This is a genomic window from Bacillus cereus group sp. N24, from assembly GCF_016483345.1.
GTDB lineage: Bacteria > Bacillota > Bacilli > Bacillales > Bacillaceae_G > Bacillus_A > Bacillus_A toyonensis.
Genome location: NZ_JAEHCA010000012.1, coordinates 87,021 through 110,244, shown reverse-complemented (window position 1 = coordinate 110,244; position 23,224 = coordinate 87,021). Strand labels below are relative to the sequence as shown.

Below are 23,224 nucleotides of genomic sequence, written 5' to 3'. Positions count from 1 at the left end.
TCTCGTCTCCTTTTCTCACTTTTGAGAGAGACGCTGTCTATTCCATATCTCGATTATTCCACTATTTGATATATTTTGGTTCGTCCTTCTAACCGGCTGTCCTTCTATTTCTTTCTCATTCTTCGCAAACATCGTTGGTACGCCAAACGAAACTTTTTCTAAAATGTGACCCGCTTCTTCTGATAAACAATAATCAATAAATAAATCCGCAATAATACCACTCGGTGCACGTTTTAGTTTCGAAATCGCATTGACAGACAAACCCGTTTGCTCAGGTTCGTTACTTAAAATAGGAAAGCCTCGTTTTTGAAGCATTCTCTGATCTCCCATAAAATTGATGCCTATCATATATTCACCACTTGCCACAAGTTCCGCTGGTATGTAACCATTCACTGTTACTTCTCCAACCTGTCCTGCAAGATGCTTCACATACGCCTTCGCTTCCTCTTCACCTAAAGTATCAATAAGTGATTGAAAAAACGTATATGCAGTACCCGAAACATTTGGATCTGGCATAACAATCTTTCCTGTGTACGCAGAGTTTAATAAATCTTGCCACCTGGATGGATACGGTAGGCCAAGCGGTGCTATTTCTTCGTTCCACCGCTCTTTATTAATTGCGATTGCCAATTTTTCTACTTCGTAACCGTACCAATAACCATCTTTATCTTTAACAGTTTTTGAAATACGATTCGCATGCTGGCTCGTCACAGGAATAGACAGATCTTTTTGCTTCATCATTTGATGTGCATCTACTGTACCGCCAATAATAATATCCGCTTTCGGATTTCCAGATTCTTCTTCCACTCTTCGAAGAAGTTCTTCTGTCGAAAGACGAATAAATTCATACGTACATCCACGCGGTTTACAAAATGATGAAAGCAATGCCTCACCAACTTCCTCACGGGCCGCTACATATGCAACAAGATGACGATCATCCAAAATAGGGAGACCACTTTTATTATATTTAATAGAGGTTGTATCTCGAGAGCAACTAGACATCGCTCCTCCAATTACTAGCAAAAAGAAGAAAAAGGCTATCTTTCTCATGACGCATTCTCCTTTACGAATAACTCTGCTAGAGAGCCTTTCATATACATGACATTCCCGTTATTATCACCGAGGTATTGCACAACAAAGTACGATGGATACACAGAAATCGTAAGAATATCTTCACGCTCATTCTTTACATGCTTACCTGATTTATAAGCTGTAATATAAGCAATCGGTTCATTCTGTGATTGTAATAATTTCTGAATTTCTCCGTAATCTGTAATTTGTTTTGCGTACCGAATAGAATCAAGCATGTGCGTAAGATTGATAGTACGTACTACATTCCCTTGGCGTACTATGATATCCTTTGCTGAAGCGAAGAAATCACTAATACGCTCGGGCGTGTAATACAGGCTTAACAAATACGTTTGAAATGCCGAGATCATCGGATCAGTGCCCTTCTTTCCGTATACGTTCGCCTCATACTGGAACAAGTCACCTACTGCAAAAGTACGCTTATGTCCATTCAAGTACGTTACTTCTCCAGTAAATACTTGTTCTTGGCTCTCTGCCTCTCTCGGTTCTATTCGAATTCGGTCAAAGAATGAAACAATTGTATGTAAACGAACTTCATCCGTTACAAAAATTTCTCCCCACTTTTCATGTCTTACTTTCACTTCAATTGGAAGAGATTCGTTCACTCTTTGTAAAACGGCTTGTTTGTCATTCACAATTGTGATTCGATTATATGTTTGTTTCTCCACAACATAAAACAAAACAAGAGAAACAATGATACAAAAGACAAACATAAGAATTTGAAATGATAGCCTTTTCATTTCTGCCTACCTCCAAGATAAAAAAACGTTGTTTCGAAAATACCGCATAATTGTTTCATAAATGTATCATTTAACCGCTTTCAAGTTTTTTATGTCTTCCATTCGTCTTGGAAGCAAAAATGTAATAAATATCGTAGTACCAATCTCTTCACTGCTCTCAATTCGCATACTTCCGCCTTGCTTATTCATAATCTCCTGACAAATATACAAACCATAGCCGTTCCCATAACTAGAAGGAAGCATTTTCCCTCCTGGAGACCCATTCCACTCGGCAAGTACATCCTCATCTATACCGATACCATCATCATGAACAAAAACCTTCGCCTCATGCTCACTTACAATTACATTCATGCGAATTTGCGTAGCATCACTATATTTAATCGCATTATCAAGTACATTTAAGAAGATTTGCTTCGTCTTATCAAAGTCCGCAACGACATGTACATCCGTTAACTCATTTATTACTTCAATCTCAAATTGCTGCAGACGAGGTTTCACAATTGAAACTGCTTCTTCGGCTAATTCTTTTATATTCACAACTGTAGGTGACACTTCAAACGTACTCTTCCCGTACTTTGAAGACTTAAGTAATTCCTCTACAAGTGATAATAGACGCTCACTTTCTACAGCTACATACCGGAGACTCTCTTGCACATCTTCCTTCGAGTGTAACTTCGGAATTAAATCAACATAACCGATAATTGCCGTAAGTGGTGTCTTCAACTCATGCGTAATACGGTCCAAGAAATCTTTCTGTTTCTCTTTTTCTTCCTTCAATTGCTTAATATGCAGTTCAATTCCATCAGCCATCGCATTAAAGGATGCTGAAAGCTGTGCAATTTCCACATACTCATTTAGCTCAATCTTACTTTCATAATCGCCATTCGCAAGTCGCTTTGCCATTTGTCTCAACTGATCAATTGGCCTATGAAGAGACCTAGCTAAACGAACCGCAAAGAAAATACCTGCAGCCACTAGACAAAGAGATGTCATTAAAAAAGTCCAGCTCACATTTGTTAAAACTTCCTTCTCACCCGTTAACTCATCTATAAAACGAATACTCCCAATGACATCGTTTCCATAATAAACCGGGCTTGAAAACAAAAGAATAGGTGCTGGCTCTCCTTCCGCAAAAACATAAGCTTTCTTACCCTTCAAAGAACTCTCAATATCAATATTTCGATGAAGTAACGCTCCTTTTTGTGTATCTGCAACAACATCTCCATTCTTTCCTATCATCTGTACACGAACATCCATCCGCTTCGCTAAGTACGAAGCAATTAAAAGCGAATTCGGACCTAACGTCTCGATTTCTGCTTCTTTCTCTAAATAATTCATCGTATAAATTTGTGCCTCTACACTTAACTTCTCAAGAGAATCTGCTGCATTATGATACATATTCTTCTCTAGTGAAATATAAACAACCGTATACAAAAGAAAAAGAATTGGAATCAACAATCCAACTATTCCAAATACCATATTCCGTTTTAACGACATATTATCACCACTTAACAATCCAGCTTATAGCCAACGCCATAAATTGTTTTAATATATTCTCCGCTCGTACCAAGCTTCTTACGCAACCTTTGCACCATAATATCAACCGCTCTCGTATTTCCGATATACTCAAAGCCCCACACTTTCTCGAGTAACTCATCTCTCATAAATACACGCTGTGGATTTGAAACAAACAGCTGACATAAATTAAATTCTCGGTACGTTAACTGAATCTCTTGTCCACTAACATGCAATTTTCTTTCCTTAGGACAAATTATTAACTCTCCAGCTCGAATTACTTCGTGGCTTGCAGTGACCTCCTCCTTCTTCACACGCCGACTCATATTCTTCACACGAAGAATGAGCTCCGCATAATTGAAAGGCTTCGTTACATAATCATCCGCACCAAGTTGCAAGCCGAGCAATTTATCATTCATCTGACTCTTTGCAGTTAACATAAGTACTGGAATATCCCTATCCTTTTCACGGAACAAGCGAAGTAACTCATACCCATCTGTATCTGGAAGCATAACATCCAAAATTAATACATCCGGTCCTTCCTTCCACTTTTCTAGCGCTTCTCTACCATCAGCCGCTACTAATACTTCATATCCTTCCATCTCTAACTGCATTCGAATCAAATTACGAATACTCGATTCATCATCAACTACAAGTATTTTCATCCTTATCCTCCTTCCATCCTGTATTATAGTACAGTTTAGTATAGCAAAAATCATACAAAAAAAGAGAGGATATTGTCGAACATATGTTGAACGACAATACCCTCTCTTTCACTTATTATATTTACTTAGCATATCCATTCGGTTGTTTTTGATGCCAATTCCAAGCATGCTCAATGATTGTTTTCACATTTACATACTTAGGATCCCATCCTAACTTCTCTTTCGCCTTCTGAGAAGAAGCAACTAAACGTGCTGGATCTCCCGCACGACGCGGTGCTACCTCAGCAGGAATTTCATGATTTGTAACTTCACGAACTGCATCAACGATTTCTTTTACACTGAAACCATTACCGTTTCCTAAGTTATAGAAATCACTTTCTCCGCCGTTTTGTAGGTCTTTAAGTCCTAAGAAATGAGCTGCTACTAAATCTTCAACATGAATATAATCACGAATACAAGTACCATCTGGTGTATTATAATCTTCACCAAACATCATAATTTTCTCACGTTGACCTAACGCCACTTGCAATACAAGAGGAATTAAATGCGTCTCTGGACGATGATCTTCCCCAATAATACCATTTGGAGTTGCACCAGCCACGTTAAAGTATCTGAAGACCTTATATTTTAAGTTTGACGCTTGGCTATACCAATGAAGCATTTTTTCAATTGCTAATTTTGTCTCGCCGTACGTATTCGTTGGATTTGTTACAGTTTCCTCAGTAATAAGATCCACATCTACTTCGCCGTAAGTTGCCGCAGTAGAAGAGAAAATGAACTTATCTACTTTAAACTCGTCCATTACTTCTAATAAGCAAAGTGCGCCATACACGTTGTTGTTATAATATTGAAGAGGTTTTTCCATACTAACACCAACTAAAGAATCAGCCGCGAAATGCATAACCGCGTCAATATTTTCTTGTGTAAAGACGTCTCTTAAGAAACTTTTATCACGAAGGTCTCCTTTATAAAACTTTGCGCCTTCTGTAATGGCATCTTCATGACCTGTTTGTAAGTTATCCACTACTACTACAGATAAACCTTCATCTACTAATTTTTTCACAGCGTGTGAACCGATGTAGCCAGCTCCGCCACAAACCAAAATTGAACTCATGTTATTCCTCCTACTATACTCAATACAACAAATATATAGTTTCTCTCATACATTTTATGCTTACCTATATTTTACCATAAACATTCATTTAAAATAATATAATGTGAACCGTAACGACAACTAACTTCTTAAAGTGGCAAGCTTCTCTTCAACCTTCTCTAAATCCTCGACAGAATCTATTTCAAAGCTGGCATTGCTATCAATTTCATATAAATGAACATTCAGATGACCAATATTATCTTTCACAATATTATCCCAATACAGCTCACTAAAGTCTTCTTGCTCCACTGCTTTTTCTAACTCTTTTACGATATAATCCGCATCGTCCTTACACCAATAGGAAAGGCCACATAAAATGTAATCATCATGACCGTCACCAATTTCAATATCGTACACTTTCTTGCTCTCATCATGCTTAATAATCCATTCATTGCGGAAATCTTCTTTCCTTGCACTAAAGTATAAAGATGATTCTGGTTTTTCAATAAATATATTACGATGTAAATACACATCAGCATCTACCACATACGCATCTGCCAAATATTCACGCACTACATACATCGTATAAATATTGTTATACACATTATATTTATCGTTATATACAAGACGTATATTTTCATATTTATCAACAAGATAATTAAATTTTTCCGATAAATATCCAGTAACAACAATAATTTCATCTATACCAATCTCTTGTAAATATTCAATTTGTCGTTCTAGCATCGGTTTCCCGTTTACCTCTACTAATGACTTTGGTTTCGTTAATGTTAATGGGCGCAAGCGTGTCCCCATACCAGCTGCTAATAAAATCGCTCTCATGCTACCTCTCCTCTATATTTCTTTCTCTTAATAAATTCATTTGCATCCGCAACTGTTAAAACAGCCCCTACAATAATGAATAAACAACAAATAATTAATTTCCAAGAAAATGGTGTTCCCATTACTAATATAGAAATCCAAATCGCCCAAGCTGAATATGTAATATTCAGCCCCATAGCTTTCGTTGGGCCCAGTTCATGGATTGCTTTATAGTAAAAAATGTACGAAGCTGTCCCAATTAACGCCACAAAGATAATTAAGATAAATTCACTACTTACCATAACTTCTTTCGTTAAAAAATGCCCGCCCAATGTCGGTAAAATGATCAGTCCATATGTTACAGACGAAACAAGTTGGCGAATTTGCAACGCCTCTTCTGGAGAAACTTCCCCATCCTTCATACCGTAGGCACAAATCACACATTCTAATCCCCAACCTATAATACAAATCAAAACAAAAATAAAACCTAACATATAGTTTTGTGTTGCAAATCCATCACCGGTAAAGCCAAGAATAATAATACTACTAATGCTTATTACCAGTCCTAACCAATTCCAAGAGCGTAAACGTTCTTTTAAAAACATAAATGCAAAAAATGCTCCAACGGCTGGATATATGGCTGAAATTGCTGCCGTATACGAAGCCCCTATATACTTTACGGCTAATACATAAAACGTCATCCCTAAAGGTCCGCCCATTAAAGCACCTAACATTACGAAACGACCACTTCTTGTTTTTAATTTAGAAAGCGCTGTTCGTAATTGACCTTTAAGTCCCATATAAACCATCATCCACAATGTCGACATAAAATCATGTAAAAAGGTGCTAACAAGCGGCGCAAGGAATATAACTTGCTCCGTTTCCAACATAACTGTCGAGGATAATATAATTCCAATTAAAACCGTATCTATAGCCCAAGCAAATCCGGAGAACACACCATAAAAAATCCCTCTACTTTGCTTTCGATTCATACTGGTATCCTCCATAGTACTCTAAAAATAACTGTAAATTTTCTTTTGCACGCGTATAACGATCCATTCCATATGTTCCGAAATCACTACCCGCTGCTTCTTTAATCTTTGTCCAAATACTCCATAAAAAGTCTTGGAAAATTTTATTTAATAAGATTCTTTGTCGATGCATTTCTTCTACTTTTCCATTAAAATAGTAATCTAAAAATAACTCTTCATCTTCAGCTGAGAATTCACACTCTAAACTATGCGCTGCAATATCCCACATCGGATCATTCAAGCCGCCATACTCCCAGTCGATTAAATACATCTTGTTTTCTCCGTTTTTCACAAAGTTTTCAGCAACAGTATCATTATGGCAAGGTGTTAACTGAACATCCATTTTCTCATACATTGCTTTTAATCGCATAACTTGCTTCTTTACCTTTTTATAATCAGCAAAGTTTGAACCATTTGATTTACTTAATAAACCTTCATAATGCTCAATTTTCTCAAATACATTAAACGTATTACTCATCGCTGCACTTGATTCATGTAATTCCTTCAAAATAGCTGCCGTTAACTGCATATTATCGCTACGTCGCGCCGTTTTCGGATTCAATGTTTCTGCATTTGAAATAAGCTCCGCTAACTTAACACCTGTTTCTTCATTAAAGTATAGAAGCTCAGCGTCAATTCCTAGCTCACTTGCCAAATTAGAATTCACCATTTCATCATGACGACTAATCATTTCTTCCGTACCGCTTCCTGGAATACGAAGTACATATTCTGAATCCCCGACACTTACCTTGAAATTCGTATTTGTCATACCACCAAATGGTTGAATATTTGTAATAGCATCTTCTGAAATATTTAAAGCCTGCATAACGTGGCCTTTAATTTGTTTTTCTTTAAACTCTGCTTCTTTTCTCAATAAACGAGGGTAAATTTTATTCCTCACAACTTCATATTGCTGTTTTGTATCAATTTCTGCCCATACAATATTTTGTAATTTGATATGCCCAATATCATATGTTCTCGCAACATCAAGAAGTAAATACTCATAATTCACATACGGATTTTGATTATGATTAAACAACTCCAACATATTAAGAAAAACATCATAAGAAAGTTTTGAAATTCCAATCATCTCGCCATCAATACGATTTAATTGATGAACATCTTTCGAAATTTTATACAAGTTCCCATTTTGAATCTCTACAAATGCCTCATCACCAGAACCACTTTCATTCGTAATCAATACACAGTCCCGTTCCGGATATTGTAGCAATTGAGAAATCGCATCTTCTTCTATTAAAATATCATCTTCAATTAATAGAAAATCATCTGTAATTAAACTTTGAACACTTGAAAGTGAAGCCATAGAGCCTGTCCATTTATATTTCGGATTTTCTACAAAGTATACTCCTTGCTCTTTATTCCAAGAAGCAAATTTTTCTTTTTTATACCCAGAAACAATAACAACTTTTTCAATTCCGTTATTGTGTAATATCTCTAAATTTCGATTTAAAAGTATTTTATCACCAATGGATAATAACCCAGATGGTTTACCTAATTCCTTACGATTTCCTGCCGCAAGAATAACTGCTTGCTTCACTTTTTTATACTCTCGCTGATGAATACGGATCTTTTTTTGCTGCAGTGTAGCTAACTCGCTCTGCAAAAATTTAAGACCCTGTTCTTTCACATAATAGCTTATATGTTTTCCATTTTTTTCACTAACAACATAATTTTTTTTCGTCAAATCATTTATAATATAATTTACTTTTCCGGTAGATATCCCACTACGTTCTGCAATTTTCTTCTGACTTAAATGTGGTTCTTTATTAATAATTTCTAATATATCAATCATATGTTGCATATGTGGTCCCCCATAACATCGATAATACATTCAAAATTTGAACGCAACATTAATATTATCACTAATAAGGTGCAATGTAAATTTGTTGTAAAATTTCAGTAAATACAGTTTTACATTTCTCCTATCATCTAAAATAAAAAGAAGTGCCCCTGCTTATTTTGCACAGGGGCACTTCTTTTTATTTATAAATAGCCTCAACGTTATTGGCTGACACAACTTTAATATTACTAGCAGAATTTGCAAAATCCCAATTCTCATCCTTAATCATATAATTAGGACCATAGTTTTCAATAAGATACTCTTCAACATTTGAAGGAACAGGGAATTCTTCGCCCTTGAATGGCATTAATTTCGTTCCTAACAATGTAGAACTTGCTGTTTTCGTTTTCCATCCTGTAAGGATCTTTTCAGTTCCTCTTTCCTGCGTCGACATCTCATCCGTTCCTTCAAAGAAGTAACACCATACTTTATTAGGATCTTCCGAAAAATAATAGAAAAGATCGATATGAGTTCCTTTATAAGTGAAAGTTTGCTCTACAACATGACCATCAACTGTGAACTCCCTAAACGTCTTAACACCTTTATCATTTAATGTTTTCTCTAGTGCTCTTTTCTTCTCTTCACTTATATTAAACGTACCAATATCCATATCTAAATCATGGCTTATGAAATCTTTTTCTCGCACAGCTCCAAGTAACGTGCCATAATCTAACCAAAATTCTTGATCATGCTCTTTAAAAGCTTCTTGCACTAATAGTAAACACTCTACTCCATATTGTTTAATATTGTTTCGTACTAATTGCAATTGCTTATTCGCACGATATTCTAAAGGCTTTTTTAACAATGTACGAACTAGCTTATTTCCTTCAATAAATTTTCTAATTTCTTGTTTAAATCCCATATGAAAATCCTCGCAATAACATCTATTTAAAGTAATATAACGGAATAAAATCACTCACATATCTCCGTTATTTTCTCCGTTTCCTACACCATCATACTATTTGACACCAAATTTTTCAAAGGGAAAGTCAGACTTTTGGAGTGATCGTGTTGTATAAATGAAAATAAATTACTTATGCTATAACAAATAACCCTTACGCTTAGACAGTAACTCCGTACTTACATAAATAAAAGGCATACGATTTCTCGCATACCTTTTGTGTATCTTTCATTACTTAGCCACGAAATAATCCGTTACATATTGTGCCCAAACTTCATGTCCTTTAGCACTTGGGAAACCAAACTCTTCTTGTAAGTAAGGTAAAATAGCCTTTGTTGCTGCATCAGGCCATGCTCCCCAGTGATCAACATATGTATAACCATTTTGCGTTGCAAATTGCTTTAATGCCTCAATTGCTTTCGGATAATTCTTCGCACCATACACTGGGTTTGATGGTTGAATCATAATTGTAACGCCTTTTGCACTAGTAGAAAGTGCTTGAACAAATTTCTGTGTACTCGCAACAGAGTTCCCATTACCAGTTTTACCGTTATCAGTAATAAATGGTGGCTCAAATAAAATCACATCTGGCTTTTCTTTCGCGATCTCTTTATCACGCTTATTCGCGATTAACTCATCTGTACTTTCACCCTTATATTCCTTTACTGTCACATTCCATAAATCTTTACCGTAAGCAGTTTCTAAATTAGCTGTTAACTTAGCTGCCCAAGCATCTTTTTCAGATGAAGAAGCTTCATCACCAACAATAACAAGATTCACTGCCTTTTTCTCTTTAGCAGCTTTCTGCAACTTCTCTTTCACTTCATCTGGCAAATTCTTCGCATATGCTTCATTAAAAGATGACTTCGCATCTTGCTTTTTCTCTGCTTTTTTCTCTTCTTTCTTCGCTCCGCTATCTTTTACTTCAGCCTTTGTCTTCGTTACTTCACTCGTCTGTCCCGTTGCATTTGCAACTTTCTTATTCCAGTACAATTTACCGCTCACAATCGAAGCAACAAACAATACAAAAACAACAAGAACAAGTACTGCTTTCTTATTCATCGATTCACCTCATCTATTAATCTCACAACATATAATATTAATATAAATCCATGCAAAAATAAACCCAACTCCTTCCAAAGGAGTTGGGTTATTACATATTATTTAGTCACTTCAAGATGCGCTCTTAACTTATTCGTTATATCTTGTTTTGCTGCATCTGGAACATAGTAATACCAAATGCCATCAGCGGCTTTGTGGCCGTCGCCTGGGATTTGAATCTCTTCACTGTTCTCCATGCAATCTTTATAGTTCTTTTGAATCTCAAACATTTGCTCTTGCGTTAAACTTGTTTTTACGTTTTTCTCAATTGCTTTTAATACGTCACCATAACTTGCTAGAGAAGATACACTTGCGCCCTTTTTAATTACCGCTTGGATAACTTGACGCTGACGCATTTGACGACCGAAGTCACCGCGTGGATCCTCGTAACGCATACGAGTATACTTTAATGCAGTTTCACCATTTAAATGAATATTACCTTTAGCAAAATGTTGATCTCTTGATGTAAACTCTAAATCGTTATTTACATCAACACCGCCAACAGCATCTACAATATCTCTAAATCCAGCCATATTTACTTCAATATAATGATCAACTGGTACATTTAGGAAATTCTCTACTGTTTTTACAGACATATCAATACCACCAAAAGCATAGGCATGGTTGATTTTATCTTTTTTACCTTTCCCTACAATCTCCGTATAAGAGTCGCGTGGAATACTCGTAATTTTCATAGATTTTGTTTTTGGGTTTAAGGTAAATAACATAAGTGAATCCGACCTACCTGTCCCATTATCTTCCTGATCTACACCCATCAGTAAAATAGATATAGGTTTATTATCCGAAATCTCTACTTTCTTATCTCGTTTGTCAGACTTATCACGATCCAAAGGCTTATGCACTGTATTTAACGTATTAGATACATTAGAGTAAACAGTATATGCATATACACCACCAGCAATAACAAGAACACCAATGATACCTAGAATCCAAAATAGAATCTTTTTCTTCATCGTTTTTCCTTCTTTCAAATAACAAATTCAGTAATCTTATACTTACTATTATTTCACATAAAACTATACAGATTTACAAATCATTTGTAAACCACTGATTCTTCCACTATCTTATAGCTTCTTGAGAAAATCTTTTAAAGCTTCCTTCCAATCTTGGAACAATTCAAATCCATTTTCTTCAATCATCCCTTTGTCCAACACTGAGTATTTAGGGCGTGCAGCAGGCCTTGGAAAGTTTTCCGTTGTTAGTGGATTGACCACTATTTCAATATTAGATTGCTTGAATATCTCTTTTGCAAAATCATACCAAGAACAAACTCCTGAGTTAGAACCATGATATATGCCATACTTATCAGTTTTCACAAGATTAATAATAAATCTCGCTAAATCAGGTGTATAGGTTGGTGAACCTACCTGATCATGAACAACTCCTAATTCTGTCTTCTCTTCCGCTAAACGCAACATCGTTTTCACAAAATTATTACCGTATAAGCCAAATACCCAAGACGTTCTGACAATATAACTTTTTGAACAATACTTTTGTGTATAATGTTCTCCAGCTAATTTTGAGCTACCATATACAGTTTGAGGATTCGTTTGATCATCCACTTTATATGGTTCATTTTTCGTGCCATCAAAAACGTAATCAGTACTTACATAACAAAACTTTGCTTTCACTGCTTCGGCAGCTTGCGCTAAATATTTTGTACCTTCAGCATTAACCTTGAAAGCAGTTTCTTCATCACTCTCAGCTTGATCTACTTGTGTATATGCTGCTGTATGAATAATAATATCAGGATTTATAGATAGTACTTTTTCACGTACTTTTTCTTCATTTGTAATATCTAGCTCTTCTCTACCAAATCCAAAAACTTCCCATTGTTGATTTTCTAATAAACATAATACATCTTGTCCTAATTGACCTTTAGCCCCTGTTACTAATACTTTCATGTTTTATACCTCTAATCTATTCGCATATTGATTCTTGAAGTATTCTTGGTATTCTCCAGAAATAATATTTTTCCACCAATCTTGATTTTCTAAATACCATTTAATAGTTTGCTCAATACCTGTATCAAAGTTGTACTTCGGTGACCACCCTAATTCTTCACGGAGTTTTGTTGCATCAATTGCGTAACGGCGATCATGACCTGGACGATCTGTAACATACTTAATCAGAGATTCTGGTTTATCCAATGCTTTTAAGATTGTTTTTACGATTTCAATGTTTGTACGTTCATTGTTTCCACCAACATTGTACACTTCACCATTTTTTCCTTTATGAAGTACTAAATCGATTGCCTGGCAATGGTCTTCCACATGTAACCAATCACGTACATTTAAACCATCACCATATACAGGTAATTGTTTATCATTCAGTGCATTAATAATCATTAAAGGAATTAACTTTTCTGGGAAATGAAATGGTCCATAATTATTTGAACAACGTGTAATATTTACTGGTAAACCAAATGTTTCATGATAAGCACGAACTAATAGGTCTGCACCAGCTTTACTTGAACTATACGGACTATTTGATGCCAAAGGTGTTTCTTCCGTAAAGTAACCAGTTTCGCCTAAAGTTCCATATACCTCATCTGTTGAAACTTGCAAGTATTTTTTTACTTCCGCATTTTTAGCGGCATCTAGTAATACTTGTGTACCTTGAATGTTTGTTTGAATAAAGATATCAGGATTTGTAATACTTCTATCAACATGCGACTCTGCTGCGAAATTTAACACATAATCAAAATTTTCTTCTTTAAATAATTGATTAATAAACTGACGATCTGCTATATCGCCTTTGATAAATTTGTAATTAGATAATTCTTCAATATCTTTTAGGTTCTCTAAATTCCCTGCATATGTTAGCGCATCTAAATTTACAATATTATATTCAGGATACTTCTTCACCATATATCGAACAAAATTACTTCCAATAAACCCTGCGCCACCCGTTACTAATACTTTCATGTTATTCCTCCTTATTTCCCGTACACAAAATTAATATTTGCTTCTTCTAATAGTGGATGTTTAGTATCCTTTTCTGAAAGAATCGGTTCACTTACCGGCCAATCGATTCCTAATGCTGGATCATTCCATAGAATACCTGCATCATGATTAGGGGAATAGTATTCATCTACTTTGTAAGCCACTGTCGAATTTGGCACTAATGTACAAAATCCGTGTGCAAATCCTTTTGGTACGACTAATTGGCGCTTATTATGTTCACTTAAAATAACACCAATCCATTGGCCATATGTAGGTGAACCTTTACGAATATCAACAGCTACATCATAAATAGCACCTGTGATACAGCGTACTATCTTCGTCTGTGCTTTAGGATTTAACTGAAAATGTAATCCACGTAATGTTCCGGCTGGTACGGATAAAGATTGATTATCCTGAATAAACTCATAATCTAAACCAAGCTTATTAAAAATCTCTTTATTATAACTTTCCATAAAATATCCGCGATGATCGCCAAATACTTTAGGCTCTAAAATAACTACATCAGGAATTTTAGTTTCAACAATCTTCATTATACGTACTCCTTTATTGATAAATTGGTTGTTTTTGTTTACTTTGTTCTGCCAATCGAATTAAATATTGACCGTATTGATTTTTTTTCATTGGCTCTGCTAATTCAAGTAGTTGCTCACGGGTAATATATCCTTTTCTAAACGCTATTTCCTCTAAACAAGCTACCTTTAAACTTTGACGTTTTTCAATTGTTTCAATGAATTGAGATGCTTCTAATAATGACTCGTGCGTTCCAGAGTCCAACCAAGAAAAACCACGTCCAAGAATTTCAACGTGTAACTCTTGTAGTTGTAAATAAACTTTATTTATATCAGTAATTTCCAATTCACCACGAGGTGAAGGCTTAATATTCTTTGCAATTTCCACAACCCGATTGTCATAAAAATATAAACCTGTTACAGCATAATGCGATTTTGGCTCTTGAGGTTTCTCTTCAATAGAAATAGCCTTTCCATCTTCATCAAATTCCACTACCCCAAAACGTTCTGGATCATTTACATAATATCCAAAAACAGTTGCCCCTTCTTGACGTTCTACAGCGTTTTGTAATAATTTTGTTAAACCATGTCCATAGAATAAATTATCACCAAGAACAAGAGCTACAGAGTCATCGCCAATAAACTCTTCTCCAATAATAAATGCCTGAGCTAAGCCATCTGGAGAAGGTTGTACAGCATATTCAAGCTTTATTCCAAACTGTGAACCATCTCCCAATAGCTCTTTAAAACGAGGCGTATCCTGTGGTGTAGATATAATTAAAATTTCTTGAATACCAGCAAGCATTAATACTGATAATGGATAATAAATCATTGGCTTATCGTAAACGGGTAACAATTGCTTTGATACAGCTTGCGTCAGTGGATATAATCGCGTTCCACTACCTCCAGCTAGAATAATACCTTTCATAAATTACTCGCACTCCTTTTTATATCATAGAAATAGGGAATAAATCTGCCTAGATTCATCCCCTTCTAACTTCTGTTATGACTTTAAAAATAAAGATTCATAATCACTTACAATTTTCTCCCATGAGTATTCATGGATAATTCTATCTTTCGCCTTACTACCCAGTTCATCAATTTGCTCTTGTGAATATCGCTCAACATCATGAATTAAGTTAGCTAAAGAGCCACTTTCTTTAGAAAAGTAAACAGCTCCTTCTTCTCCAACCTCTCTATTAAACACTACATCTAAAAGCATATTTAATTTTGTAGAAGCCAATGCTTCTAATAATGATGGATTTGTTCCACCTACTTCATGCCCATGGAAATATGCAAATGCATTTTCACGAACTTTCTTCAATAGTTCTTGATCATATACTGTTCCAACAAACTTAACACGAGGATCGTTATCAAAATTCGTCTTTGCTAATAAATCTTGATAAAATTGATTTTGTTCAACGTTAGAAATAATCACAAAGTCTTTTTTAGAATCTGATTTCATAAATTCACGGACCATTAACTCATAATTGTTCTCTGGAACGAAACGACCAACTACTAAGTAATATTCATTGGCACTTATATCATGTTTCTTATACCATTCGTTTAGTTTTACATCATCGTCTTCTAAAGATGATGATGTAACATCCGCACCGTAGGCAATAAATGTCGTCTTAGGGCTATAATTTTTATAGTCTGTTTTAATATATGACTCAATTCCTTTAGAATCACACACTAATAAATCTGCATTTTTAACCATTAATTTCTCAGATATTTTCCAATATGTTCTAATAGTTGGACTCCATTTACTTCTTTTCCACTCATGTCCATCTGGATTTACAAATACCTTTACACCCATTTTTTCTAGCTTACTTTTATAGAAAGAAAAAAATGGTCCAATACGACAAGCAAGCACGTAAACAATGCAGTTTGTCAGGTTATTTCTTTTAATATAACGGATGCACTCTTTTAAACTTAAAATATCATATGCTACTGCTTTAGCACTACCGATTTCAGGTGTTTTTACATTAAAGCATCTTGCATTATTATGCTTGAACTCATCATTATTATTAGCTAGGCAAGATACGTGATACTGAATATCTTCACTTTGCTTTCGAGCTGTTAAGTATTCTACAAATGTTTCGAATCCACCATATTTTGCGGGAATCCCTTTGGATCCGATTATAAATACATGCCTCATTTATTCTTCTACTCCTGCTCTTACCTCTTGATATAGGTTTATTATTTCATTCGTATGTTGTTGCATAATGTAAGGGAATTTCATTTTAGATATATTTTCATTTATTCTCTCTAGTTTCAAAGGGTTATCTAATATTGAAGATAATTTACTAATAAAATCACTTCCATCTGTTTTATAAATAAATCCAGTCTCCTCGTCTTTTATTAGATCCTTAAATCCCACATGTTCAGAAACCATGATTGGAACGCCATAAGATTGAGCTTCTAGCCCAATAAATCCAAATGTTTCTTTCCAAATACTTGGAACAATTAACAAATCAATTCCATTAAACATTTCTTTTAATTGACTGTACTCATATCGCCCATGAAAAGTATAATTCTTTGGATTATAGGTTTCTGGATCATTTAAAAAATCACCATATACATTTAAATGCCAATTTTCATATCCATTTTCCTTCAAGCAATCCAATGTATCTTTTAAAGCATAAAAACCTTTATATACGTCTACAGGGCCCAGATAGCCAAACCTTAAAATCGAGCTCTTCTCTGTTCTATATAAACGCTCTTGACGGTGATCATAAATATCTTTATGACTAATGGAAATCACTTTTCCTTTTACATCTAAAAAGCTTTCGAACTGCTCTTTTGCAATGGAACTATTGAAATGAAAATAATCTACCAATTTCAATATGTCTAAATAATACTCGCGTAATTCTACATATTGAATTGCCAGACTGTCATCTAATTTTTTTACCTCGCCTGTTACATCGGCTATTCCTATATTCTCTTTGGTTTGGTTCTTTTTTAACCTTCTTAATCTCTTGACAATCCGGCTATCTTTTAAATAACGATATGGATAGGATTGCATGGCATATATCATTGGAATACTTAGAGCATTAACATTACACGACAGGCAACTACGACCAGATTCATAATCCTCACAAATTTTCCCTTCTGCATCCATTAAATTTGCTTTGGGGCAAAGGCCAAAATAATCATGTGTAGTAAATATTATTTTTATAGATAACTCTTTTGCTATTTCAAAAAATTCTTTATGCATTCCCATTAATGTGTGAACATGAATAACATCTGGATTTATCTTTTTTAGAAAATCTTCATAAATGCATTTATCTATTTTTTTCATAAATAAAGGCGGTTGATTAATACCATTTAATAAAGAAATAGGTAAAGGGTTTACTAATTCGTAAACCCCTATGCCTTCATATGGTTTATTTTTTTTAACAGCCACTTTTTGGGAAACAGTAAACTTTCCAGGGTATAACAGAAAGACATTATGTTCATTAGATTGTTCAATCATTAAATCCAATGAATATTTTGTTAAGCCACCTGTACGATATGGCGGTAAACCTAACGAAACATGCAAAATCCTCAAACTCTTCCCTCCTTTATTATTAAACTATATTCAACAAAACACTTAGTTAGCGGGCCCTTAATCCAGATATCTTACTCTCTAAATCCCTAGCTATATTCTCCCAATTATAAGTAGTTGCTGGTTTCTTCCAATCTTCCCGTGTGTTTGTTCCCAACATCATATTATTTAAAGACTGGATTGCCTCTAATATCTCTGCTTCCTCATTCAGCACAATAGGCCCCTTATCAATTTGACGAACAAGATGCCCTAGTTCATCTTGTTCGTCACCTAGTATTGTCCACATAGATGCTTTACTTCCTATATATTCATATACTTTTCCAGGTATCTGCGTACTATTTTTATTTCCATATAACAACAAAACATCTGCATATACCATATACTTTAATGCTTCCTTATAAGGAATAAGTGGCTTTATTACCACATTATTAAGCTTATTTAATCTCAATTCATCCGATTTATTATCAAATTGACCAATAAAAATGAACTGTAATCTCTCAAATAATTCCCTATCTTCAATTTGCAGTTTGTCTAGTACATTACATAGTGGGGTAATATCACGTAATTCCTTATAAATTGTCCCAGTATGTACAATATTAATTTTATTATTGTTTAACTCTAATGGCTTTTCTTCCCTATTCTCTATATCTGAATATAAATCTTCATCGAAACCACGATATACAATATCTGTAACATCTTCATTTAAATTATATTTATTAATATACATATTTCTAGTACTATCAGTTGTAAAAAGCAATTTATCTACTTTTTTAATAAGATTCTTTTCAATTTTCTCTTCTATTAACATTTTTATACCAGATCTATCTTTTCTTAAACTATCGCCATTCCAAGGGTCACTCCAATATCCTATCCATGGCAAATTGGGATATTTTTTTTTAATCTTATACGCAACGATATGACTAGAAGGCGTTTCGTGCATTGAAAATATACAAGTATATCCCTCATTATCCTTTAATAAGGACAATGCCTTTTTATATGCTGGTTTAATCCATTGCAAAAAGGGATCTGGAATTAAGATATTCCTTTTTACAAGTCCACCAATCTTCTTTTTTAAATTTAATTTTTTCCTTGTCTTAATAGCATCCTTGTTAACATTTAATTTCTTAGTATAAGAAAGATTATAAAGAAGACCAGGATTCACCCTATGAACTCGCACTTCTTTATCAAATACAGCCTCTAAATTTTTATCATATGCGATAGAATCCTTAGGATAATCTACTGCAATTACATCTATCTCATGCCCTAAACGGTTTAAGTAATTAATATAGTTTAAAGCTCTTACATTACCAGAACCAATAAAGGGAGGGAGCTGTGTCGCAATAAATAATATTTTCATCATTTAACACCCTTATTTCATAATATTTCTCGAATTTTCATGTTTAGAAAATAATAAACCACATACTATAAAGTAAAAAATAAAATTATTTATTTCATAATATTGATTAGCATTTGCATTAATTACAATAGCATTACCTAAGAATAACGATAATGGGAGCCACAAATTTTGTTTGTTATACACCCTTATCATACGAAGGAATATTATTAAATTAATAATCATTATTAGTAAAAAACTTATAATTCCCTGTTCAACTATAATATTTAGCCACTGGGAATGTAAAATTCCGATCTGAGGAATATTAAATTTTATAGAAACTATATCATTAAAATTGCCAGCTCCTATTCCAAACCACAAATTTTCCTTAATAAGATTTCCCGCAAACTCAAATTGATATAATCTATAATCCCCTGTCTCTCCTCTATATTTAAACAATAAATCTATTAACTTATTTCCATATAAGACATAAAACAAACCTAACATTAAAGCCATAGAAACTATAGAAAGCATCCTGCCTAATATTTTTTCCTTAGATTTCGTTTGAGTAAAAATATAATAAATAGTAGTTGAGACTATTATTGCTAGCATACCAACCCTTGTCAAAGTTAATATTACAAAAATTACGTTTAATATAAATACTACCAACGTATATAAATTTTTTCTTTTTACTAGCGCATATAAAAGAACTGGATATAAAATCGCCGCTAAATTACCGGCCCCATTATTTGCTCCTACAAATCCCACAACTCTTTTAACTACCATTAATCCTTCTGTATAATTTATGCTATTATTAAAGTTCCCTATTAATAATGTTTTATTAGTGACAAACTGTAATATCGATAAAATTGAATTTGAAAAAGAAAATATAAGTATACTATTTATAATGGTATACTCTGCTAATCCTTTTTTTGATAAGTTATACAATACAATTATTAGTAATTGTATGCATAAATAACTAACCCAGGTTCTAACAAAAAGAATTGACTCTAATTTATTTATAAAAAGAAATTGATACACAAAAATGAGATTAACCAACGTCAATGCCATTACTATGTTAAAATACGAATCTTTATAAATTGAATTTCCCCGTACTTTTAATAAAGCAATTTTGATAACAAATATATAAAATATTAATACCATTAAAAGAGAATGTACATAGACTGTTGAGCCACCTGTATCTATATTTAAATATAGATTGGAAGCAATAAAAGCCATAGTAAAATATATAACTAAGGTGCTCCCCCTCTTAAAGTTAAGAAATAAAGGTATTGATGTGAATAATAAAATTAATAGAATGCCTAATACCTTCAATATTTATTCATTACATATGATATGTAATGACCCTCCTCTCTATTCTGTATCTTGTCTTCTAAATTATTTTTTTATATAAAACACTCATTAAAATGTTCTTATATAAAGTACATATAATTACTATACTAATTATACCTAATGTGAAATTCAATAATGTAGAATCATATTGAGTATTAATATAAGAATAGATAATTAATAATAGACTCGAAAAATAAAATTTCTTTAAACCATAATCTACTTTGTAATACATTAAAGAAATATGTGTACGTAGGCTAGCAAAAATGAAATAAGCAATCCCTGTTGAAATCGCTGCCCCTTTAGCCCCTAGATTTGGGACTAAAATAATATTCCCAATAACATTAACCAAACAAGCGATTATTGAAATCACAATGTGCCACTTTGTTTTTTTAAAAAAATTAATACCTATCACGCTAGTTTCTGAAATTGTATACATAACTGGAAGAAATACAAGAAATGGCATAATATTTGCTGCTTCTCTATAATTAGATCCTAGTAGATATATAATTATATCTTTGAACATTAAAGTTCCAATTCCTACTATAAACATCACTAATGTAATAATTTGATTCATATTTGAAAAGAATCCTGTTTCTTCAGGATTCTTAGCATAACGTTCGTAACTTACTGGAACCCAAAATGTCGTAAAGGTAGTTTGAATAATCATTAAAATCGAGATGATTTTAAATGCGGCTGTATATAATCCTAACTCTGTAAGTGTAGACCAATGTTTAATAGCAATTCTATCAATTGACTGAAATAACCATGTAATTAATAACGTAATTGATAAAGGAATTCCATAATATATAATTTCTTTCATACTCTCGTGTGATTTCACTTTACTTCTTTTAAAAAAATTCCAATAAGATAATGCACATACAATCGCAATAATGGTAACAAAGAAATAACTTAATGCTTGAGAATAAATTAATATTTTATAAGTTGTCCCTAAACAATAAGCAAATACTAAAATACCTATAAACTCAAATAACTTGTTAAATAATTGTAGTAATGAGAATAATAATCCTCTTTGTTCCATCCTAATAACTAAAACTGCATATCTATTAGCAATCTGCACAAATAAAGAAAAAACTAAAATTAACACTAGCCATATACTTTCTTCGGAAAATACAAAGAATGAAGCTTGTTTATAAAAAATTAAAAGAATTATAGACAGAACTATAAAACTAACAAACGGTGGTTTTAAACAATCCCATAATAATTTTTTTCTAGATTCTTTATCTTTTTCATAAAAAAAACGGACAAAGCTTTGATCTGTTCCAAATAATGAAATCAATAATAAGACATTTAAAATCACCATAAATAATGATGATTTCCCAAATTCTTCTGGGGAAAGTATTCTTGTAATAATAGGTGTGCTAATAAAACCAATTATTATACTTAACCAACTTCCAATAGAAAAAGAGAGAAATTTCTTTAATAACCCTGCTTTCATACATATACTCCCAACATTCAATAAACTTTTATTTAGACATAATTAAGTTCAATTCTTTATCAATTACATCTACTGGATTACATTTACTAATTATAGACTGAGCTGTTGCCTTTGACATCTTAGAAAATAAATCTGCATTATTATATAACTGTTCTATACTATCAGCTATTTCTTTATAATTCTTTGTCGTAAAACCAGTCATTTTATTTGTAACAAATTCGGGAATTGCTGTATTGTGCGAAGTAATAGGGACTAACCCACTGGCCATAGCCTCACACATCGAAACCCCTTGAGAATCTTGTCTTGTTGGACATAGGAATATACCATTTTTTTTGTGTTCGTTTGCAATCTCACCATGAGTTAGGTATTTATTATAAATATGAACATTTTCAAAATTTAATAGTGGCTGTATTAACTCATCAAATAGCCTTCCTTTACCATATATGGTGAATTCCATATCTTTAAAAACATCTCTTTTACTTAACTCTACAATAGCCTGTATCGCTATATCATTAGCATATTTTCGAGACTCAAATGGTCGAATTAATAATATTTTTTTCCTTAAAAATTTATCTTTTTCTTCATATTGAAAAACATTTGTATCAATTACATTAGGAATAACTTCATATTTCTCGATTTTAGTTAACGTGTCGGTTTCTGTAATATGCTTCATCCACTCTGAAACAAAAACAAAAGTAACATTCTTATTCTTTGTTTTCTCAATAAATTTTTTCAAACTATACATTTGTATCATATTACGAAGAATATATTTAATGAAACCTTTATTATATAGATTAAATAACCTTCTGTACCATCCCAATGCCTCTACTCCATGAACCCACACAATAGAAGGATAAGAAAATTCTAAATCTTTTAACGTACTCATCATATCCTTATCAATAAAATGAATCAAAATTTTATCTGGTTTATAGTCCCTTATACAATCCAAAAGACAATTTCTATTTCCTTCAACTACATTAATACCATCAAAACTATATGTTCCATATTTATCTTTATTTTTATCCATCACAAAGACCCGAACATCACAATCTCTATGTATATATTGTACAACTCGACGATGTATAAAAGCATTTCTATATAATTCGGTTTCTTTTGGATACATATTAGTAAGTACTAATAATCTCACTATCTTTTCAACTCTTTCTTTAATAATTTACATAAATTTTTTTTAGATTTATACCGCCATACCATCTAAAAATA

At 33.2% G+C, this 23,224-nt stretch carries 21 protein-coding genes; all 21 read right to left on the bottom strand.

Going from position 1 to position 23,224, the window contains the following annotated elements:
• Positions 1 to 15 precede the first annotated feature (15 nt).
• Positions 16 to 1,050 (bottom strand): ABC transporter substrate-binding protein, encoded by a 1,035-nt coding sequence (locus tag JDS95_RS18085; protein ID WP_001225622.1) that lies wholly within the window; start codon positions 1,048 to 1,050, stop codon positions 16 to 18.
• The gene (locus JDS95_RS18080) at positions 1,047 to 1,829 is read right to left on the bottom strand and encodes a DUF3919 family protein (RefSeq protein WP_000826598.1); all 783 of its coding nucleotides are present in this window, start codon (positions 1,827 to 1,829) and stop codon (positions 1,047 to 1,049) included. The genes JDS95_RS18085 and JDS95_RS18080 overlap by 4 nt, the downstream gene beginning before the upstream one ends.
• A 66-nt stretch (positions 1,830 to 1,895) precedes the next feature.
• Positions 1,896 to 3,326 (bottom strand): sensor histidine kinase, encoded by a 1,431-nt coding sequence (locus JDS95_RS18075; RefSeq protein ID WP_000054068.1) that lies wholly within the window; start codon positions 3,324 to 3,326, stop codon positions 1,896 to 1,898.
• Positions 3,327 to 3,337: 11 nt separating this feature from the next.
• Positions 3,338 to 4,009: a response regulator transcription factor gene (locus tag JDS95_RS18070; RefSeq protein WP_000699588.1), complete on the bottom strand. Its 672-nt coding sequence runs from the start codon at positions 4,007 to 4,009 to the stop codon at positions 3,338 to 3,340.
• Positions 4,010 to 4,130: 121 nt separating this feature from the next.
• A complete protein-coding gene (galE, locus tag JDS95_RS18065; RefSeq protein WP_000095039.1) occupies positions 4,131 to 5,123 on the bottom strand; it encodes a UDP-glucose 4-epimerase GalE in 993 nt (330 codons plus the stop codon).
• Between the two features lie 120 nt (positions 5,124 to 5,243).
• Complete coding sequence (locus tag JDS95_RS18060) at positions 5,244 to 5,942, bottom strand: sugar phosphate nucleotidyltransferase (protein ID WP_001201615.1); 699 nt, start codon at positions 5,940 to 5,942, stop codon at positions 5,244 to 5,246.
• Positions 5,939 to 6,913: a DMT family transporter gene (locus JDS95_RS18055; RefSeq protein WP_001080586.1), complete on the bottom strand. Its 975-nt coding sequence runs from the start codon at positions 6,911 to 6,913 to the stop codon at positions 5,939 to 5,941. The genes JDS95_RS18060 and JDS95_RS18055 overlap by 4 nt, the downstream gene beginning before the upstream one ends.
• Positions 6,894 to 8,774, bottom strand: a complete 1,881-nt coding sequence (locus JDS95_RS18050; protein WP_001164442.1) for a phosphocholine cytidylyltransferase/choline kinase family protein — start codon at positions 8,772 to 8,774, stop codon at positions 6,894 to 6,896. Before JDS95_RS18050 ends, JDS95_RS18055 begins: the two co-directional genes overlap by 20 nt.
• Before the next feature lie 178 nt (positions 8,775 to 8,952).
• The gene (locus tag JDS95_RS18045; protein WP_000505982.1) at positions 8,953 to 9,675 is read right to left on the bottom strand and encodes a LicD family protein; all 723 of its coding nucleotides are present in this window, start codon (positions 9,673 to 9,675) and stop codon (positions 8,953 to 8,955) included.
• Between the two features lie 270 nt (positions 9,676 to 9,945).
• Positions 9,946 to 10,776, bottom strand: coding sequence for an SGNH/GDSL hydrolase family protein (locus tag JDS95_RS18040; RefSeq protein ID WP_199690705.1), 831 nt, complete (start codon positions 10,774 to 10,776; stop codon positions 9,946 to 9,948).
• Between the two features lie 98 nt (positions 10,777 to 10,874).
• Positions 10,875 to 11,789 carry a polyisoprenyl-teichoic acid--peptidoglycan teichoic acid transferase TagU gene (gene tagU, locus JDS95_RS18035; RefSeq protein ID WP_000727068.1) on the bottom strand — a complete coding sequence of 305 codons (915 nt, stop codon included), beginning with the start codon at positions 11,787 to 11,789 and terminating at the stop codon, positions 10,875 to 10,877.
• 111 nt (positions 11,790 to 11,900) lie between these two features.
• Positions 11,901 to 12,740 (bottom strand): dTDP-4-dehydrorhamnose reductase, encoded by an 840-nt coding sequence (gene rfbD, locus JDS95_RS18030; RefSeq protein ID WP_000866887.1) that lies wholly within the window; start codon positions 12,738 to 12,740, stop codon positions 11,901 to 11,903.
• 3 nt (positions 12,741 to 12,743) lie between these two features.
• Positions 12,744 to 13,763 carry a dTDP-glucose 4,6-dehydratase gene (rfbB, locus tag JDS95_RS18025; protein WP_000866930.1) on the bottom strand — a complete coding sequence of 340 codons (1,020 nt, stop codon included), beginning with the start codon at positions 13,761 to 13,763 and terminating at the stop codon, positions 12,744 to 12,746.
• A gap of 11 nt (positions 13,764 to 13,774) precedes the next feature.
• The gene (gene rfbC, locus JDS95_RS18020) at positions 13,775 to 14,332 is read right to left on the bottom strand and encodes a dTDP-4-dehydrorhamnose 3,5-epimerase (protein WP_000706203.1); all 558 of its coding nucleotides are present in this window, start codon (positions 14,330 to 14,332) and stop codon (positions 13,775 to 13,777) included.
• Between the two features lie 13 nt (positions 14,333 to 14,345).
• Complete coding sequence (rfbA, locus tag JDS95_RS18015) at positions 14,346 to 15,239, bottom strand: glucose-1-phosphate thymidylyltransferase RfbA (protein ID WP_000676107.1); 894 nt, start codon at positions 15,237 to 15,239, stop codon at positions 14,346 to 14,348.
• 75 nt (positions 15,240 to 15,314) lie between these two features.
• Positions 15,315 to 16,472: a beta 1-4 rhamnosyltransferase Cps2T gene (cps2T, locus tag JDS95_RS18010; protein WP_001216627.1), complete on the bottom strand. Its 1,158-nt coding sequence runs from the start codon at positions 16,470 to 16,472 to the stop codon at positions 15,315 to 15,317.
• The gene (locus tag JDS95_RS18005) at positions 16,473 to 17,864 is read right to left on the bottom strand and encodes a glycosyltransferase (protein ID WP_001221353.1); all 1,392 of its coding nucleotides are present in this window, start codon (positions 17,862 to 17,864) and stop codon (positions 16,473 to 16,475) included.
• A gap of 46 nt (positions 17,865 to 17,910) precedes the next feature.
• Positions 17,911 to 19,218: a glycosyltransferase family protein gene (locus tag JDS95_RS18000; protein WP_000697178.1), complete on the bottom strand. Its 1,308-nt coding sequence runs from the start codon at positions 19,216 to 19,218 to the stop codon at positions 17,911 to 17,913.
• A 12-nt stretch (positions 19,219 to 19,230) separates the two neighbouring features.
• Positions 19,231 to 19,980: an O-antigen ligase family protein gene (locus JDS95_RS17995; RefSeq protein ID WP_167545128.1), complete on the bottom strand. Its 750-nt coding sequence runs from the start codon at positions 19,978 to 19,980 to the stop codon at positions 19,231 to 19,233.
• Between the two features lie 607 nt (positions 19,981 to 20,587).
• Positions 20,588 to 22,003, bottom strand: a complete 1,416-nt coding sequence (locus tag JDS95_RS17990; protein WP_000643568.1) for an oligosaccharide flippase family protein — start codon at positions 22,001 to 22,003, stop codon at positions 20,588 to 20,590.
• A 28-nt stretch (positions 22,004 to 22,031) separates the two neighbouring features.
• Complete coding sequence (locus JDS95_RS17985; protein ID WP_001238552.1) at positions 22,032 to 23,150, bottom strand: glycosyltransferase family 4 protein; 1,119 nt, start codon at positions 23,148 to 23,150, stop codon at positions 22,032 to 22,034.
• Positions 23,151 to 23,224: the final 74 nt, after the last annotated feature.